The 16,268-nt window shown below is 75.2% G+C and carries 16 protein-coding genes; 4 read left to right on the forward strand and 12 right to left on the reverse strand.

The annotated features are described in order from the left end of the window. Positions 1-33: 33 nt before the first annotated feature. The 3 genes from ACFY4B_RS23535 to ACFY4B_RS23545 are packed head-to-tail and all read left to right on the forward strand — an operon-like array spanning position 34 to position 3,180. The gene (locus ACFY4B_RS23535; RefSeq protein ID WP_387970661.1) at positions 34-1,647 is read left to right on the forward strand and encodes a M4 family metallopeptidase; all 1,614 of its coding nucleotides are present in this window, start codon (positions 34-36) and stop codon (positions 1,645-1,647) included. 23 nt (positions 1,648-1,670) lie between these two features. Then, on the forward strand, positions 1,671-2,141 hold the full coding sequence (locus ACFY4B_RS23540) for a GNAT family N-acetyltransferase (RefSeq protein ID WP_387970664.1): 471 nt from the start codon (positions 1,671-1,673) through the stop codon (positions 2,139-2,141). A 37-nt stretch (positions 2,142-2,178) separates the two neighbouring features. After that, positions 2,179-3,180: a D-alanine--D-alanine ligase gene (locus ACFY4B_RS23545; RefSeq protein WP_387970667.1), complete on the forward strand. Its 1,002-nt coding sequence runs from the start codon at positions 2,179-2,181 to the stop codon at positions 3,178-3,180. Positions 3,181-3,200: 20 nt separating this feature from the next. Here ACFY4B_RS23545 and ACFY4B_RS23550 read toward each other — a convergent pair whose 3' ends face one another. Beyond that, positions 3,201-3,605 (reverse strand): hypothetical protein, encoded by a 405-nt coding sequence (locus tag ACFY4B_RS23550; protein ID WP_074003226.1) that lies wholly within the window; start codon positions 3,603-3,605, stop codon positions 3,201-3,203. Between the two features lie 265 nt (positions 3,606-3,870). Here ACFY4B_RS23550 and ACFY4B_RS23555 point away from each other — a divergent pair, with 265 nt between their 5' ends. Next, the gene (locus tag ACFY4B_RS23555; protein WP_387970670.1) at positions 3,871-4,623 is read left to right on the forward strand and encodes a sirohydrochlorin chelatase; all 753 of its coding nucleotides are present in this window, start codon (positions 3,871-3,873) and stop codon (positions 4,621-4,623) included. A gap of 55 nt (positions 4,624-4,678) precedes the next feature. Here the strand turns inward: ACFY4B_RS23555 and ACFY4B_RS23560 are convergent, their stop codons facing one another. From ACFY4B_RS23560 to ACFY4B_RS23610, 11 genes are all read right to left on the reverse strand, one after another. Then, the gene (locus ACFY4B_RS23560; RefSeq protein WP_387970673.1) at positions 4,679-5,689 is read right to left on the reverse strand and encodes a hypothetical protein; all 1,011 of its coding nucleotides are present in this window, start codon (positions 5,687-5,689) and stop codon (positions 4,679-4,681) included. Beyond that, the gene (locus tag ACFY4B_RS23565) at positions 5,671-6,942 is read right to left on the reverse strand and encodes a hypothetical protein (protein WP_387970676.1); all 1,272 of its coding nucleotides are present in this window, start codon (positions 6,940-6,942) and stop codon (positions 5,671-5,673) included. Before ACFY4B_RS23565 ends, ACFY4B_RS23560 begins: the two co-directional genes overlap by 19 nt. A gap of 36 nt (positions 6,943-6,978) precedes the next feature. Continuing rightward, positions 6,979-7,302: a chaplin family protein gene (locus tag ACFY4B_RS23570; RefSeq protein WP_117485752.1), complete on the reverse strand. Its 324-nt coding sequence runs from the start codon at positions 7,300-7,302 to the stop codon at positions 6,979-6,981. Between the two features lie 207 nt (positions 7,303-7,509). Next, positions 7,510-8,742, reverse strand: coding sequence for a S8 family serine peptidase (locus tag ACFY4B_RS23575; protein ID WP_387970678.1), 1,233 nt, complete (start codon positions 8,740-8,742; stop codon positions 7,510-7,512). A gap of 15 nt (positions 8,743-8,757) precedes the next feature. Beyond that, complete coding sequence (locus ACFY4B_RS23580; protein WP_387970681.1) at positions 8,758-10,224, reverse strand: alkaline phosphatase family protein; 1,467 nt, start codon at positions 10,222-10,224, stop codon at positions 8,758-8,760. After that, the gene (eboE, locus tag ACFY4B_RS23585; RefSeq protein WP_387970684.1) at positions 10,221-11,399 is read right to left on the reverse strand and encodes a metabolite traffic protein EboE; all 1,179 of its coding nucleotides are present in this window, start codon (positions 11,397-11,399) and stop codon (positions 10,221-10,223) included. The genes ACFY4B_RS23580 and eboE overlap by 4 nt, the downstream gene beginning before the upstream one ends. Before the next feature lie 29 nt (positions 11,400-11,428). Continuing rightward, positions 11,429-12,316, reverse strand: a complete 888-nt coding sequence (locus ACFY4B_RS23590) for a TatD family hydrolase (protein WP_375875912.1) — start codon at positions 12,314-12,316, stop codon at positions 11,429-11,431. Next, positions 12,316-13,056 carry an EboA domain-containing protein gene (locus ACFY4B_RS23595; RefSeq protein WP_387970688.1) on the reverse strand — a complete coding sequence of 247 codons (741 nt, stop codon included), beginning with the start codon at positions 13,054-13,056 and terminating at the stop codon, positions 12,316-12,318. Before ACFY4B_RS23595 ends, ACFY4B_RS23590 begins: the two co-directional genes overlap by 1 nt. Next, positions 13,053-13,997 (reverse strand): sugar phosphate isomerase/epimerase family protein, encoded by a 945-nt coding sequence (locus ACFY4B_RS23600; RefSeq protein ID WP_387970691.1) that lies wholly within the window; start codon positions 13,995-13,997, stop codon positions 13,053-13,055. Before ACFY4B_RS23600 ends, ACFY4B_RS23595 begins: the two co-directional genes overlap by 4 nt. Continuing rightward, positions 13,994-14,866: an SCO3242 family prenyltransferase gene (locus ACFY4B_RS23605; RefSeq protein ID WP_387970694.1), complete on the reverse strand. Its 873-nt coding sequence runs from the start codon at positions 14,864-14,866 to the stop codon at positions 13,994-13,996. Before ACFY4B_RS23605 ends, ACFY4B_RS23600 begins: the two co-directional genes overlap by 4 nt. Beyond that, positions 14,863-16,059, reverse strand: coding sequence for an inositol-3-phosphate synthase (locus ACFY4B_RS23610; protein WP_387970697.1), 1,197 nt, complete (start codon positions 16,057-16,059; stop codon positions 14,863-14,865). Before ACFY4B_RS23610 ends, ACFY4B_RS23605 begins: the two co-directional genes overlap by 4 nt. Between the last annotated feature and the right edge of the window lie 209 nt (positions 16,060-16,268).

Here is a 16,268-nt window from a genome sequence, read left to right on the forward strand (position 1 = left end):
GCCAAGACCGAGAACACCACCGAGGAGCCCCCGTTGCGGTCGACGAACCCCCACCGCGCACGCCACCGGTCCACCCGGTCGGCCGCCGCCTTCGCGGTCCTGGCCGCCGTGGCCCTGACGGGCGTACAGCCGGCGGACGCGTCCGCCCACACACCCCCCGGCGCCGTACGGGCCGGGGGCGCCGGAGCGCTGCTGTCCCCGCAGGAGCACGCCGAACTGCTGAAGGAAGCCGCCCGGATCGCCGTCGAGCTGGCGAAGGCGCTGCACCTGGACCCGCGCGAGGCCCTGCAGCCCGTCGACGCCGCCCAGGACGCGGACGGCACCGTCCACTTCCGCTACAACCGCACCTTCGCCGCGCTGCCGGTCCTCGGCGGCGACCTGGTCGTCCACCGCACCGCGCAGGGCGCCCTGTCGGACACCCGCGCCCACCGGGCGTCGATCGGCGTGCCTAGCACCACGCCCGTGGTCCCGGCTACCCAGGTGGCGCAGTCGCTCCACACCGCGGCGCTCCCACGCCTGGTCGTCTGGTCCGCCGCCGGAACCCCGGCACTGGCCTGGGAGTCGGTGCTGGAGGCGACGCAGGACGACGGCACTCCGAGCGAACGGCACGTCGTGACCGACGCGACCACGGGCGGGCAGCTGTACGCCTACGAGGCCGTGCGCACCGGCATCGGCCAGGGCCAGTACAACGGCACGGTGCCCCTGGGCACCACCCACACCTTGCTCGGCTACGAGATGAACGACACCGCGCGCGGCGGCCACCGCACCTACGACATGCACCACGAGGCCAAGGGCCGAGGAGACCTGTTCACCAACCAGACCGACCGGTGGGGCAGCGGCGACCAGAGCAACGACGAGACCGCGGGCGTCGACGCCCACTACGGCGCCGCCCAGACCTGGGACTACCTCCAGGACGTCCACGGCCGCACCGGCATCCGCGGCGACGGCGTCGGCGCCTACAGCCGGGTCCACGCCGGTTCCAACTACGCGAACGCCTTCTGGAGCGACAAGTGCTTCTGCATGACCTACGGTGACGGGCCCGGCAACGCCAAACCCCTGACGGAACTCGACGTGGCCGCCCACGAGATGATCCACGGACTCACCTCCGCCACCGCCGGCCTGGAGTACACCGGGGAGTCCGGCGGCCTCAACGAGTCCACCAGCGACATCTTCGGCACCGCGGTCTCCTTCCACGCCGACAACCCCACCGACGTCCCCGCCTACCTGATGGGCAAGCACCTCGACCTCGACGGCAAGGGCACCCCGCTGCGCTACCTGGACCAGCCCTCCAAGGACGGCCACTCCCCGGACTACTGGTACGACGGCATCGCCGGCCTCGACGTCCACTACTCCTCGGGCCCCGCCAACCACTTCTTCTACCTGCTGGCCGAGGGCAGCGGCCCCAAGACCGTCAACGGCTACGACTACGACAGCCCCACCGTCGACGGCCGGGTCGTCACCGGCATCGGCCGGGCGGACGCCGAACGGATCTGGTACCGCGCGCTGACCACCTACATGACCTCCACCACCGACTACTCCGGCGCCCGCGCCGCCACCCTCCAGGCCGCCGCCGACCTCTTCGGCCCCGACAGCGCCACCGTCACCGCCGTCGCCGACAGCTGGTCCGCGGTCAACGTGAACGGCTGACACCATCCGAGAGGCGGCCCCGGATGACCGCTCCCCCCGTACGGCCCGCCGGTCCCGAGGACGCCGACGAGCTGCTGCGCCTGCGCGTCGCGGTGCTCGACGGCGCCCGGCCCGCCGACGACTGGCGGGCCGCCTTCCGCGACGAGATGCGCGCGCGGCTCGGCACCGACCCGGACCTGCTCGCCTTCGTCGCCCCCGCCGACGGCGGCGCGCTGGCGGCCTGCGCCATCGGCGTCGTCCACCGCTGCTACCGGGGCCCCAGCCACCCCACCGGCCGGTGGGCCCGGATCCACACCGTGGTCACCGACCCGGCCCACCGGCGCCGGGGCCACGCCCGCGCCGTCACCACCGCCCTGGTCCGGGCGCTCCGGCTCCGCGACTGCGGCTCGATCGAACTGCGCGCCACCGAGGCCGGCGCCCCGCTCTACCGCGCCCTCGGGTTCCACCCCGTGGACGGCTACATGACGCTGCGGCCCGGCCCGGCCGAGCTCTGACCCCGCCGGTTGCGCGAAGGGGGCCCGAAGGAGAAAGGTGCCCCAGCCCACGAACCCCATGAACCCCACGAACCCCACGAAGCCCGAGAGACACGACCACCGGCCCGCCGACACCGTCGTCGGCGTCCTCACGGGAGGACCGAGCCGCGAACGCGACCGCTCCCTCGCGACGGGCGCCGACGTCGCGCAGGCACTGACCACCCTCGGATACCGGATCCGGGTGATCGACACCATTGATCCCGCGTTCGCGGACCAGGTGCGCGCGGTGGACGTGGCCTTCCTGGCGCTGGCGGGCCGGCACGCGGAGGACGGCAGGCTGCAGGGCTTCCTGGAGACGAGCGGCATCCCCTACACGGGCTCGGGTGTCCGGGCCAGCGCCCTCGCCATGCACAAGCCCATCGCCAAGATCGTGGCCGGCGCGGCGGGCGTGCCCGTGCTGGCCGGAGTCCTCGTGCCGGACACCCAGGCCGCCGACGCGGCCGCCGAAGACGTCCTCGCCCGGCTGGCCGCCCCGGTCATCGTCAAGGCGCGCGCCGAGGGCAGCTCCATCGGCATCGCCGTGGCCCGCGACCGGAGCGGGCTGACGCAGGCGCTCACGGGCCTTCGCGCCGCCGGCCACCGACTGTTCGTCGAACCGTTCGTCGAGGGCAGGACCGTGACGGTCGGAATCCTGGAGTCGGACGGCGACCCGGTGCCCCTCCCCGCCGCGGAGGTCCTCACCGCCGGCGAGTTCTACGACCACGCGGCGAAGAACAGCCCGGACCTGCACTCCTTCAGGTGTCCGGCCGACCTTCCGGACGGGACAGCACGGGGGATCAGGGAGGCCGCCCGGCGAGCACACACCGCACTCGGCTGCTCGAGCCACTCGCGAAGCGACTTCGTCATCGCCCCGGACGGGGGCTTCCACTGGCTCGAACTCAACACCCTGCCGGCGCTGCGCCGTACCGCCACCCTCCCGCTGACGGCCGCCGCTGTGGGCATCGGCTACGAAGAGCTGGTCGAGCGGGTCCTGCGCGGTGCCTTCGCGCCGCGCGACTGAGGAGGGAAAACGATCACCTGTCAGAGGTGCTGGACGAGGCCGACGCCCAGGGCGATGAGCGCCGCGGCGAGGAGGAGGGCCCCGCCCCGGGTGAGGTGGGTGCCGGGGGAGGAGTGGCCTTCGGTGCCGAGGGCGAGGTGCAGGAAGAAGCCGCCGGACTGGGCGAGCACTCCGGCCAGCAGGAGGATGCCGAAGAGCCACTCCGTTCCGGAGGAGAACCCCGCGCGGGGCAGGTAGAGGAAGTAGACGAGGGACAGGATCAGCAGCACGCCGGCGTGGGCGTGGCCGGCGCGGAAGGACCGTTCGCGCAGCGGGGTGAGCGTGCCGTTCTGGACGGTGGTCAGCTGAAGCAGCGCGTGTCCGCCGAACTCCACGGTCACCAGCGAGAAGACGGCGACAGCCGGCAGGAGTGTGGACGCTTCCATGGTGGGCCGCCTTCGAGGTGTCGGGCCGGGCAAGTGGTCGCAGGCTACGGGGGCATCCGCCGGGCTCCCGCCGGTCTCGGGCGGGGCCCGGCGCGGGTCCACCCGGATGCGGGGCGCGGGGAGAGGTCGAGGGCCGGCGGGACCTGCTCGTGGCCGCCTGCGCGGCGCCACCGGCAAGGCTGGTCACGGACGGTAATCTGACGGTCACTTCCTTGTATTCGCAGTACTCGCACCGCATGACGAGGGTGGTACGACAGTGACCGACGTGATCAAGACGCCCCAGCCGCTCGCCGAGCAGGCCCCGAGCGCACTGCTCCTGCTGGCGCACGGCAGCCTCGCTCCCGAGGCGCAGGAGTCCACCCGGGCGCTCGCCCGCGCGGTCGAGGCCTCCCACGGGAGCCGGGTCGAGGTGGCCTTCCTCCGGCACGCCGGCCCCACGGCCCGTGAAGCGCTGGGCGCGCTCGCCGAAGCCGGGCACGAGGAGGTGGTCGTGGTGCCGTTGCTGCTGACCGCCGCCTTCCACGCCCGGGTCGACCTGCCCAAGGCACTGCTCGACCCGCCGGGCAAGGCACCGATCGTGGCGCCGGTGCTGGGCGGTCCCACCGGCGTGCCCGACGGACGGCTGGTCGCGGCGCTGCGGCGCCGGCTCACCGAACTGGACGTCGAGTTCGACGCGGTGGTGCTGGCGGCGGCGGGCAGCGTCGACGCCGCCGCGTCCTCGTCGGTGGCCGCGATGGCGTCCGCGCTGGGCACGGAGCTCGGCCTGCCGTGCCGGGCCGCTTTCGCGTCGGCCACCGAGCCGACCCCCGGCGAGGCGGTGGCGGAGCTGCGCCGGGCCGGGGCCCGGCGGATCGCGGTCGCGTCCTACTGTTTCGCCGCCGGCCTGCTGTTCCGCGTGACCGTCGAGGCCTCGACCGCGGCCGGAGTGGTCGGCGTCTCCCAACCGCTGGTCGACGCGCCGGAGTTGGTCGAGCTCGTTCTGGAACGCTTTCACCAGGCCCGCGACGCGAAGGTCTGACCGGCGACACTTCCGCCCGGCCGGTGATCCGCCGCTGAGCCCGCTCGGCGGCGGATCACCGGCCGGAGGGGAGCGGGACGCCCGGGTGCCGTGGACCGACGGCGGGCGCGCCGCAGTCCGGGGCGGGAGCCAGGAGGTCGCCGTGGTGTCGGTGGAGGAGGCGTTCGTGCTCCGCGCTGAAGTGCTCGCGCCAGCCGCCCACGGCGAGTTCGCCGCTCCCGGCGACGGGGGCCTCGGGCAGGGCGGCGAGGGCCGCCGCCGGGTCGGGGTGGCCGGTGGCGGTCAGGAGCCGGCGCAGAGCGCGGTCGCGGGCCTCGGTGGTGCCGCCCTGGGCGGGGCCGGCGAGTTCCTCGTGGGTGAGGACGCAGACGGCGGGGTGGCGCAGCAGCCACTGGCAGTGGCGGGCTTCGCGGATGCCGGGGAAGCCGGGGTCGGTGAGGGCGAGGGTGATCCTGGCGTCCATGGTGGGCAGGGCGCTGACGATGTCGCGGTAGACGAGGTGGTCGGGCAGGGAGCCGACGCGCCCGGCGGGTCGGGAGAGCAGGTGGATCTGCTGGACGACGCGGTCGCGTACGTCGCGGTGGTGGTAGACGATCGGCGGCCGCGCGGTGGCGTGCCAGGTGCGCAGGAGGCCGGCGTCGGCGCGTTTCAGGTCCAGGCTGTTGACGTACCAGCAGCCGTGGCCCGGCAGGAGTCGGGGCAGGTCGGTGTCGGGGACGCGGGTGAGGCGCTCTTCGAGGGCGGGGTCGACGGGTGAGGCGGCGGTGACGGGCTGGCCCAGCCGGGTCCACCACACCCGCCACAGGGCGTTCACGGCCTGCTGGAAGGCGGCTTCCAGGTCTTCCCGGTGGTCGCGCTGCCCGCGCAGCAGGCGTGCGGCCTCGTCCTGGCCGTAGGCGGCGCGGAGCAGGCGGGAGACCTCGCCGGGGCCGGGCCGCTCGCCGTTGTCGGGCTGGGTGCCGCTCATCGTGCCGTAGGGGGTGTAGCCGAGCGCGGTGGTGAGGTGGGCCAGCAGGGGGGTGCCGCTGCCGCGCGGCGAGACGACGATCAGCTGGGGCACGGCCATGGCGGATCTCCCGGAGAGGCTGCGGGGGCGAGGAGGAGGTCCTCGTAGGTGTGGTGGCGGCGGGTGGTGACGCGCTCGTGCAGCAGGGTGACGGCGCGGGCGTGTTCGCCGGTGTCGATCAGGGCGCGGGCCAGGGTGTCCTGGACGATCTCGCGTTCCACCCGTACGCCGCCGATCCGTTCCACCCGCGCGCCGAGGCGGGTCAGGAGGTCGACGGCCGCCCGGGCGCGGCCGGCGGTGACGTGGGCGAGGGCCCGGACGACCGGGGTGAGGACCTCGCGGTAGTCGGGGCGCTCGTCGGCGGCCGACCGTCGGGCCAGGGCCTCCAGGTCCTCGGTGGCCGCCTCGACGGCCAGGGCGAGGGCCAGGTTGAAGGTGTGGAAGACCTCGGCCATGCCGCCCGGTCCGGCCAGCAGGCTCCGGACGTGGTCGAGGTCGCAGCGGCCGGCGGGTCGCTGCCCGGCCAGCAGCAGGCGCCAGTTCGTCGCCGACCGCATCCCCACGTCCGCGCGGCCCAGGACCTCGTCGGCCCGGCGGCGCGCGTCCGCGAAGTCCCCGCAGGCCAGCGACTGCAGGGCGGCGTGCCAGGTGAGGTGTTTGAACTGCATCGCCTGCGGGTCGACGGCCAGCCACCGGTCGAGGAAGGCGGTGGAGGCGGGGCCCGCTCCCAGTTCGTGCTCGGCGTGCGCGCGGGCGTGCGCGGCGAGCCCGGAACGCGGGTAGTGGGCCAGGGTGTGCCCGGCCAGTTCGAGCGCCTCCTCGACGCGCCCCTGCTCGGCCCGGGTCCACGCGAGCCTGCCTGCCCACGGCCAACTGTCCGCGCCGGCCAGGGCGTACTGCTGCTCGGCCAGCGCGTCGCCGTGCGCGCGGTAGCCGGCGTCCCCGCAGGCGTGGAAGGCGTCCAGCATGAGGGAGGCCACCTCGTCCCCGGGCCACCGCGCGAAATGCGTCACCAGGTGGTCGGCCGTCAGCCGGAACTGCCGGTGGGTGTAGAGGAAGACCCCGTACACCAGGCTCGCCGACCGGGCGTCCGCCGCCTGGGCGTCCCGGTACGCGACCACCAGCTCCTCCCGCAGCGCCTCATCGCTCAGGCCCCCGGCCGTCGCCAGTACCAGCAGCGCCCGGGCCACACCCAGCCGTGGACGCTCGGCCACCCAGTCCCGTGCCAACGGCACCGCGTGCCCGCTCATCGCCGCCAACTCCCGTACGGCGGCGTCCTCCAGCGACACGCCCGCCGCTGCGGGACCGGCCACGACACCACTGCCTCGCACCACGTCGGGCCTGCCGGATCAGACGCTGGACATGAACACGGCGGTGCAGACGATCCCGCTGCTGCCGCAGTGGTTGCGGGGCAGGCTCAGCGGCAGGCCGAGCTGGTTGCCGCTCGCCGTCCCGCTGTCGGAGACCGTGCCCCCGAGGGCCTGGGTGCCGGCGTCGTGGTTCTCACAGGAGTTGCCGAACACCGCGTTGCCCACCCCGACGACACTGGCCTGTGCGGCGCCGGCCGGGACCAGCGCCGCCCCCACGGCCGTACCCAGCACCGCCATCCGCTGGCCCACGCTGCGCGCACCGCTGCCCGTGCCCTGGCGCTCCACGCCCGCCACCCTGCTCATCGCACTCCCTCCTCGCACGGGCCCGGCGAACACCGGCGCCGCGCAGGCCAGGTCCCGGGCGAGCGCCCGGGACCTGGCCTGGTCAACGACGGAACCGCGCTCCGGATACGCACCGTCGAGGCGGCGCACCCGGCGCGGGGACCGTCGGGACGCCGTGCGGGCCGGGCGCCGGCCGCAGTCGTCCCGTCGCGGAGTCCGGAGGCGGTGCTACAGGTCGTCGGTGAACAGCAGGAGGTTGGGGGTGCCCTCGCGCACGTCGGTCAGGACGTCCGGGGTGGCGGTGTACTGGAGGAAGTCGGAGACGTCGATCGGCTCGGCGTCCGGGTGTTCCGCGAGGTAGAGGGCGGCGGTGCCGGTGACGTGCGGCGCGGCCATGGAGGTGCCGCTGAGGGTGGTGCTGCCGCCGCCGAGCTTGGCGGACAGGATCGCCTGGCCGGGGGCGTGGAGGGCGACGCAGGTGCCCCAGTTGGAGAAGTCGGTCTCCTCGTCCCGCCGGTTGGTGGCGGCGACGGTGACGACCCCGTACGCGGAGGCGGGGGAGACGGTGCAGGCGTCGACGGCGTCGTTTCCGGCGGCGACGACGGGCAGGACGCCCTGGTCGGAGAGCGCGGTGGCGGCGTCGTTGACGGCCCGGGAGCGTTCCTCGCCGAGGGAGGCGTTGAGGACGGCGGGGTACCGGGCGTCGCGGGCGACCCAGTCGAGGCCGGCGATCATCTGGGCCTTGTCGCCGCTGCCGGTGCAGTCCACGACGCGGACCGAGACGAGGCGGGCCCGCGGGGCGACGCCGTAGGTGCGGCCGCCGACGGTGCCGGCGACGTGGGTGCCGTGGCCGTGGCAGTCGAGGCCGTCGCGGCCGTCGCCGATGGCGTCGAAGCCGGGGACGGCGCGCCCGCCGAACTCCGGGTGGGTGTAGTCGATGCCGCTGTCGAGGATGTAGGCGGTCGCGCCGGCGCCGTGGCCGCGGGTGGTGAACTGGCCGTCCAGGGGCAGGTACCGCTGGTCGATGCGGTCCAGGCCCCAGGTGGCGGCCGTAGCCCGGGTGGTGTGGCCGGGCCGGTCCGCACCGTCGACGGGGGTGGGGAGGCGGAAGGTGGTGTTCTCCTCGACGGCCTCGACGGCCGGGTTGGTCCGTACGGTGTTCAGCAGGAGCGGGTCGAGGGCGGCGGCGAAGCCGTTCAACGCGGCGCCGTAGGTGAACCTGGGGGTGATGCCCAGCGCTCGCAGGACCTCACCGGGGTCGCGGCCGTGCTTGAGGGTGACGATGTACTGCCCGGGTACGGCCCGGGCGGAGTGCGCCACGGCCACGGCCACGGCGGGGGCGGGCGGTTGGGCGCCGTACGCGGCGGCGGGGGATGTGGCGGGCAGCAGGGCCAGCAGCAGGGCCGCTGACGCCCGGCGGAGGGACGGGTACACGGATGTGCTCCGATCGATCGGGATCATGGTGGCGAACGCGGACTACCCGGACGGGCGTCGGGTGCCCGAGCGGACGCGGGGTGCGGGGTGTTCCTCCCGCTGCGTGCCGCCCGCGAGTCGGAGGAGGAGGCCGGGCAGGTCGGTGGCGGCGTAGCGCGGGTGGACGCGGGGGAGGCGGGTGGTGTCGGAGAGGAGGAGGACGGGGCCGTCGTCCGGGTCGTCGGGGAGGCGGCCGTGGCTGCCGCGGACGTGGGTGGCGTCGAGCGGGACGACGGACAGCGTGGAGCGCAGGCCGAGCCGACGGCGGGCGAGGGCGGCAGCGGCCCGGAGTCGGACGAGGCGGTCGGCGGGGTCGAGGAGGAGTTCGGCGGGGTCGTAGCCGGGTTTGCGGTGGATCTCGACACAGCGGGCGAAGTCCGGGGCGCGGGTGTCGTCCAGCCAGTAGTAGTACGTGAACCAGGCGTTGGTGGTGGCGACGGCGACGAGTTCGCCCGCGCGGGCGTGGTCGATTCCGTACGCGGCCTTGCCCGCGCTGTCGAGGACGCGTTCCACTCCGGGTAGCGCTCGGACGAGCTCCGCGACGCGCGGCAGGTCGGCGGGGTCGGGCACGTAGAGGTGGGCCACCTGGTGGTCGGCGACGGCGAACGCCCGGGACGTGTACGGGTCGAGGTACTCCATCCCGGCCTGGGTGTACACCGTGAGGAGGCCGGCCGCGCGCAGCGCGCGGTTGATGTGGACGGGGTGGTCGACCGCGGTGATGCCGTACTCGGACAGCGCCACGACGGTGGTCCCGTGCTCCCGGGCCAGGTGGAGCAGGGGCGCGAGGACGGTGTCGAGGGCCCTGGCCGCGGCGGCGGCCTGGGGTGCGGCGGGGCCGAAGCGCTGGAGGTCGTAGTCGAGGTGCGGCAGGTAGGCGAGGGTCAGGTCGGGTGCGGCGGTGCGGATGACGTGCTCGGTGGCCCGCGCGATCCACCTGCTGGAGGCGATGGAGGCGCGCGGTCCCCAGTAGTCGAAGAGCGGGAACAGGCCGATGGCGTCGGTCAGTTCGTCGTGCAGACCCGGTGGGACGGTGTAGCAGTCGGGGGACTTGCGGCCGTCCGCGTGGTAGACGGGGCGCGGGGTGACGGTGATGTCGGTGCCGGCGCCCATGGCGTACCACCAGCAGATGTTGGCGACGCGGTAGCCCGGGTGGCGCCGCCTGGCGGCGTCCCACACCTTCTCGCCCTCCACTAGCAGGTTGTGCTGGCGCCACAGGAGCACCTCGCCGAGGTCGCGGAAGTACCAGCCGTTCCCGACGATCCCGTGTCGGCTCGGGGGGAGCCCGGTCAGCAGGCTGGCCTGGACGGAGCAGGTGACCGCAGGGAAGACCGGTTCCAGCCGGGCGCCGTGCCCCGGGGTGTCGCCGTCGGGTTCGGCGACGGCCCGCAGGTGCGGCATGTGGCGCAGGAGGCGGGAGGTGAGCGCGGCGATGTTCAGCACCAGCAGGGGCGTGGGGCGGCCGGTGGTCACGAGGTGTGCTCCCGCAGTCCGGCGGCGAGCAACTGCTCGCGGGTCCAGGCGAGTTCGGCGGCGATGCCCGCGACCAGTGCCTCGTCGTCGGCCGGCCGGTCCCGGCCCGGGAGCACCGACCAGGTGTACGTCTCGACCTCCAGGTGGTCGGTGACGGGGTGCGGGCCGTGGACGAGGGCGCGGATGGCGTCGGTCAGCACCGGTCCGGTCGCGGTGAGCGGCGGCTCCGGGTCGGCGTGCACGGGGACGTGGAAGTGCACCCGCCACGGGCGCGGATCGGCGCCGTCAGCCGGGGAGCGGAGCGCCAGGTCGAGGTCGTCCCACCGCTCCGGGCGGGGGCCGGCGGGCTCGGCGCGGGTCTGGTGCAGGAACCGCGGCTCGGCGAAGCGCGCGAGCGCCCGCCGTACGGCGGGGTCGGAGGGATCGTCGGCCTGGAGGGCGCTGGAGAGCTGGGCCTTGACGACGGGCAGGCCGGCGTCGGCCAGGCCGCGGAGGGCGGACGGCGGGTCCTCGAAGTCGACGGCGAGGTGGCAGACGTCCAGGCAGACGCCGATGCGCTCGGTGTCGAGCCCGGTGAGCCGTGCGCAGGCGTCGCTCACGGTGGAGACCACGCAGCCCGGTTCGGGTTCCAGGCCGACCCGGACGCGGCGGCCGGAGTCGGACTCCGACTTGGCGAGCCCTTCGGCCAGTTCGTCCAGGCCGCGGCGGGCGCGGTCCTGGTGTCCGGGCGTCCAGCCGGCCCGCCAGCCCAGGGGGAGCGTGGAGATGCTCCCGCGGGCCGCGTCCTCGGGCAGCAGCGCGGTAAGCACCCGGGCCAGGTCGAGGGTGTACGCCAGGCGGGCCGGGTCGCTCCAGTCCGGCCGGTAGACGGCCCGTTTGACGACCGGCTCGTGGAAGCCGCGGTAGGGGAAGCCGTTGAGGGTGACGACTTCGAGCCCCCGGGTGGACAGTTCACGGCGCAGCCGGTGCAGGGCCGTCGCGTCCGTCGCCAGGGTGCGCGCCACGTCGTGGGCGAGCCACAGGCCCAGGCCCAGGGACGGCGCCGCGAGCCGTTCGCGGACGGGCTCGGCGTGGACGGCGAGTTGAGCCAGGACGCCGTCGAGGTCCTCCGCGGGGTGGACGTTGGTGCAGTAGGCGAGGTGGACGGTGCTGCCGTCGGGGTGGCGCAGGCGCATCGGGGGCGGTCTCCTTGCTCGGGGAAGGGCTACTCGCCGCGGGCGATGGAGTTCCCCAGGTACACGGCGTCGCCGGCCCGCTCGTGGGGCTCCTCGCGGTGGTCCGGCGTGTCGGGACCGTCCACCGGCAGGGTCAGGCGTCCGCTCTGGCCGTAGAAGGCGACCGGGTTGCGCCACATCACCTCGTCGACCTGGTCGGCGGTGAAGCCGGCTTCGAGCATCGCCTCCGCCGTGCGCCGGGTCGCCAGCGGGTCGCTGCGGCCCCAGTCGGCCGCGGAGTTGACCAGCACCCGGTGGGTTCCGTGGCGCTTGAGGAGCTGCACCAGGCGGTGGGGGTCCATCTTGGTGTGCGGGTAGACGGAGAACCCCGTCCAGCAGCCGGTGTCGGCGACCTCCGTCACGGTCAGCTCGGTCAGGTGGTCGACCAGGACCAGGTCGGGAGCGATCCCGCACTCGCGGAGCACGGCGAGCGTGCGCCTGGTCCCGACGGCCTTGTCCCGGTGCGGGGTGTGCACCAGGACGGGCAGTTCGTGGTCCATGGCGAGCCGGACCTGGGTGGCGAGCGCGTGGTCCTCCTCCGGGGTGACGGAGTCGTAGCCGACCTCGCCCACCGCCACCACCGCGTCCTTGTCCAGGTAGCGGGGCAGCACGTCGAGGACGGCGGTGCAGCGGGGGTCGTTGGCCTCCTTCGGGTTGAGGGCCAGGGCGCAGTGGTGGCGGATACCGAACTGGGCCGCCCGGAAGGGTTCCCAGCCGATCAGGGAGTCGAAGTAGTCGACGAAGCTGGCGACGTCCGTGCGGGGCTGGCCCAGCCAGAACGCCGGTTCCACGACGGCCCGGATGCCGGCGTCCCGCATCGTCTGGTAGTCGTCGGTCGTCCGCGAGGTCATGTGGATGTGGGGGTCGAAGATGCGCATCAGGTCCCGGCAGGGTGAGGGGGCGGAAGGGGCTCGGTCGCGGCCGGTCGGGGGCCGGCCAGCGCGCGCACGTCGCCCGGTACGGGGCGTCCGGCGCTGGTGAGTTCACGGGCGTGCGTCGCGGCCATCCGGGCCAGTTCGGCGTCGGTCCGGTGGGGCAGCCCGGCCACGGCCCGCAGGGGGACGGAGCAGTGCAGGCACTTCAGGACGGCCTCCCGGTAGGCGGGCGCCGGCAGGTGCCGCGCCCCGTAGGGGCCCAGTGCGGCGGCCAGCAGCCGGGGGTCGTTGGCGCGCAGCGCGTCGGACACCAGGGGGACGGCGTCGTCCCGCAGGCCGTACGGGGCCAGCAGGTCCAGCGGGCCGAGGGCGCGGAGCACGCCGCGCCGTTCCGCGGCGTCCCCGTGGCGGTAGACGGCGGACGCCCGGACGGCGGGGCCGTCGGCGGGGGCCGGGGCGGCGGCCAGCAGCAGGGCCCGTACGGCGTCGTCCACGGTCCAGGCCAGCGCTTCCGCGGGGACCGCGGGCGCCGGGTCCTGATGCGGTGCGGGGGCCGCCGCCAGCAGTGCCCGGCCGCCCCGGCGGCCCGCCTCGGCGAAGCGCCGGGGCAGGGCCTGGTCGGGTTCGGCGGCCACCTCGGTCAGAGCCGTGGCCAGCCAGCGGGCGGCGTCCGGTGTGAGCTGCCGGTCGAGGGCGGCGCGCAGGTCGCGGACGGTCACCCGGGCGGCGTTGCCGAAGCTCATCGCGGTGTCCGGGTGCCGTGCGCCGCGCCGGCGGCGGCTCGCAGGAAGGCCAGCGAGCGCGCGGCGAGCTGCGGCGCGGCGTGGCTGTGCCGCGGCAGTTCGACGCTGACCAGTCCCGGGAAGCCGGTGCGGCGCAGCGCGTCCAGCACGGGCGGGAAGTCGATCTCGCCCTGCCCGAACTCCAGGTGCTCGTGCACGCCCCTGCGCATGTCCTCGATCTGGACGTTGACCAGGTGCGGCCCGGCCCGTACGACGCAGTCGGACACCGGGGCGGCCTCCAGACAGCGGCAGTGGCCGATGTCGAGGGTCAGCCCGAGAGCGGGCGGATCGCCGAGGCGGCGGCGCAGCAGCTCGTAGGCGTCCAGGGTATCGACGAGCATGCCCGGCTCCGGCTCGAAGCCCAGGACGACGCCATGGCGGTCCGCCTCCGCCACCGCCCACCCGCAGCCGTGGACCAGTCGTTCCCACGCCACCCGGGACGGCACGCCCGGGGCGGGCACGCCGCTCCACAGCGACACGGCCCCCGCGTTCAGATCGGCGGCCACCCGCATCGCCAGACCCAGGTACTCCAGCCGACGGCTCGGATCCTCGTCGACGAGCGTGGGGGCGTGCTTGGTCCACGGGTCGAGCAGGTAGCGGGCGCCGGTCTCCACCACGGTGTCCAGGCCCGTCTCGGCGAGTCGCCGGGCGACCCGCGCGACCCGCCGGGACAGCCCGGGGGCGAACGGGTCGAGGTGGCAGTGGTCCAGGGTGAGGGCGATCCCGTCGTAGCCGAGGTCCGCCAGCACGGCGATGGCCTCGGTCAGGCGGTGCCCGGCGAACCCGTTGGTGCCGTAGCCGAACCGCAGCCCCGTGTCCGCGCGTACGGCGTCCGTCCGTACGGCGTCCGTTCGTACGGGGCCGGGCTGCGCGTGGCCCTGGTCGGTGACCGTGCCGGTCATGTGGGGGACAGCTTTCGGAACAGGCGGCGGGCCACCGGCGCCGCGGCGAGCAGGGACAGGGCCACGGGCAGGGCGTCGGCGCGGCAGGCGCACGCGGCCTGGAGGGGGAGGACGGCGGCGATGCCGGCGGTGACGGCCTGTTGGAGGCGTCGCGGGTCGAGCCGGCCCGCCGCGGCCTGGGCGCCGCCGAAGCCGGCGACGTACACGGCGAGGGCGGCGAGGCGGACCGCCCGGCGACCCGGGGCGCCGCCTGCACCCGGGGCGGCGGCCACGGCGGCGACGGCGCAGGTGGCGGCCGCGGTGGCGGGGAGGAGCAGGCCGTCCGCGCCCCGGACTTCGTGGCGGCTGAGCGCGCAGACCACCAGGGTGTGCGCGCCGACCACCGCGGCGGCGGGCGCGGCCGCGCGCAGCCCGCGGCCCCCGGCGCCCAGGAGGACGTCGAGGCCGCGGGCGGCGGCCATGGTGACGGGCCCGGCGACGGGACGGCCCTTGAGGCCCAGGTCGTAGCTCCAGACCACGGCCGCCAACGGCACCGCGACGGACAGGGCCCCACGCCCACCGCCCGCCGCGGCGAAGGCGAGCCCCGTCCCGGTGAGGCCGGCGGCCAGCGACAGGGCGACCGAAGGCTCCACCCGGCCGGAGGGGATCGGACGGTGCGGACGCTCGACCGCGTCGGTGTGCCGGTCGGCGTAGTCGTTGAGGGCCATGCCCGCCCAGTAGAGACAGACCGAGGACAGGGCCAGCAGTCCGGTGGCCGGTCCGAGCGGGCGGCCGGCCAGCGTCGCCCCGACCAGGGGGTCGCCGGGCACGGTGATCGCGGCCGGTGCCCGGACGAGTTCGGCGACGGTGCCGAGGCTCGGGATCCTCATGTGCGCGGCCCGCCGCCCGCGGTCGCCGCCGCGGCCTCCGCCGCGAACGCCCGCAAGGCCTCGTACTGGTCGGTCAGGGCGTAACCACCCGAGCCGACCGGGTCCTTGAAGAAGAAGCCCAGGGCCCCGAGCGGGCCCGAGACGCCCGCCGCGTGCGCGGTGGCGGTGAGCCGGACGAGATCCAGCACGAGCGGTGCGGCCAGCGCCGAGTCGCAGCCCTGCCAGGTGAACTGGAGGCTCATCCGCGCCCCGAGGAACCCTTCGAAGGCCACGTGGTCCCAGGCGGTCTTCCATTCGCCGAGCGCCGGTACGCAGTCGATGTGCACCGAGCCCTCCACCGGGTGCCCCAGCATGCGGCCCAGGCCCCGCCGCTTGGACGCCGTCTTGCTGGCGGCGGCGCCCGGATCGGCCAGGGTGGCGCCGTCCCCGCCGCCCAGCAGGTTCGTGCCGGACCAGGCCCGCACCTTCAACGCGCGGACGGCGAACATCGGTGCCAGGACCGACTGCACCAGCGTCTCGCCGGTCTTGGCGTCGCTGCCCGCGTACGGCAGGCCGCGCGCGCGGGCCAGGGCGTCCAGCGCGGGCAGCCGGGCACCGGTGGAGGGGGTGAAGTCCACGTAGGGGCAGTCGGCGGTGAAGGCCGCGTAGGCGTAGAGCGAGCTGGCCGGCAGGACGTCGGCCGGGCCGCGCAGGGCCGCCTCCAGCAGGTCGAGGTCGTGGTGTTCGGGGCGGTCCGGCACCGGCGCCTCGGTGGAGGCCACGTTGACGACCACGACGCGGTCCAGGCCCAGACGCCGCCGGAAGCCCTCGATGTCGACGGTGAGCGCCCGGGCCGCCACCGCCTGGGGCAGTCCGCTCCGACCGGTGGCGTAGCCCGGGCGGATCTCCTGGTCGGCGGCGACGACGGCCTTCTCCAGCGGTTCGAGCAGCCGCTGCGGCACCACCCCGGACTCGGCCAGCTCGGCGGCCCGGACGGGCAGGGGGACGGAGCCGGTGTCGTGCCCGCCGAAGACCAGGGCGCCGAGTGGCGGCAGCCGGGCCCCGGGGAAGTCCTCGCTCGCGGTGACGCACCCCGTCGGCTCGGCCAGCCCCGCACCGACCGCCGCCGCGCCCACCACGGTGGTGGTGGCCACCGAGCCGCGCGCCCCCACCAGCCAGACCCCCGTCCGGGGCCCCGCTCCCGGTTCCGGCATGTGCCAGGCTCCTTCCGCTCGCCGGTCCGCGGTCACTCTCCGTCGATTCGGCGGAAATGCCGCAGGACCCTATCCGTTGTCACGTCGTCAACGATCCATCTATGCCGACGGCGGACGTTCCACTCACATCGGTGCGGCAGGAATCACCCGAATCGGCCTGGGCCGGAATCATGCGATCGCGGGGTGACTGACGCCGAGTGAACACCCTC

It is taken from the genome of Kitasatospora sp. NPDC001261 (assembly GCF_042896795.1).
GTDB lineage: Bacteria > Actinomycetota > Actinomycetes > Streptomycetales > Streptomycetaceae > Kitasatospora.

Excerpts from the sequence above, each read along its gene's own strand:
- ACFY4B_RS23560 (WP_387970673.1), bottom strand. The coding sequence starts at position 5,689 with ATGGCCGTGCCCCAGCTGATCGTCGTCTCGCCGCGCGGCAGCGGCACC.
- ACFY4B_RS23605 (WP_387970694.1), bottom strand. The coding sequence starts at position 14,866 with ATGAGGATCCCGAGCCTCGGCACCGTCGCCGAACTCGTCCGGGCACCG.
- ACFY4B_RS23595 (WP_387970688.1), bottom strand. The coding sequence starts at position 13,056 with ATGAGCTTCGGCAACGCCGCCCGGGTGACCGTCCGCGACCTGCGCGCC.
- ACFY4B_RS23590 (WP_375875912.1), bottom strand. The coding sequence starts at position 12,316 with ATGCGCATCTTCGACCCCCACATCCACATGACCTCGCGGACGACCGAC.
- eboE (WP_387970684.1), bottom strand. The coding sequence starts at position 11,399 with ATGCGCCTGCGCCACCCCGACGGCAGCACCGTCCACCTCGCCTACTGC.
- ACFY4B_RS23540 (WP_387970664.1), top strand. The coding sequence starts at position 1,671 with ATGACCGCTCCCCCCGTACGGCCCGCCGGTCCCGAGGACGCCGACGAG.
- ACFY4B_RS23570 (WP_117485752.1), bottom strand. The coding sequence starts at position 7,302 with ATGAGCAGGGTGGCGGGCGTGGAGCGCCAGGGCACGGGCAGCGGTGCG.
- ACFY4B_RS23600 (WP_387970691.1), bottom strand. The coding sequence starts at position 13,997 with ATGACCGGCACGGTCACCGACCAGGGCCACGCGCAGCCCGGCCCCGTA.
- ACFY4B_RS23550 (WP_074003226.1), bottom strand. The coding sequence starts at position 3,605 with ATGGAAGCGTCCACACTCCTGCCGGCTGTCGCCGTCTTCTCGCTGGTG.
- ACFY4B_RS23575 (WP_387970678.1), bottom strand. The coding sequence starts at position 8,742 with ATGATCCCGATCGATCGGAGCACATCCGTGTACCCGTCCCTCCGCCGG.
- ACFY4B_RS23610 (WP_387970697.1), bottom strand. The coding sequence starts at position 16,059 with ATGCCGGAACCGGGAGCGGGGCCCCGGACGGGGGTCTGGCTGGTGGGG.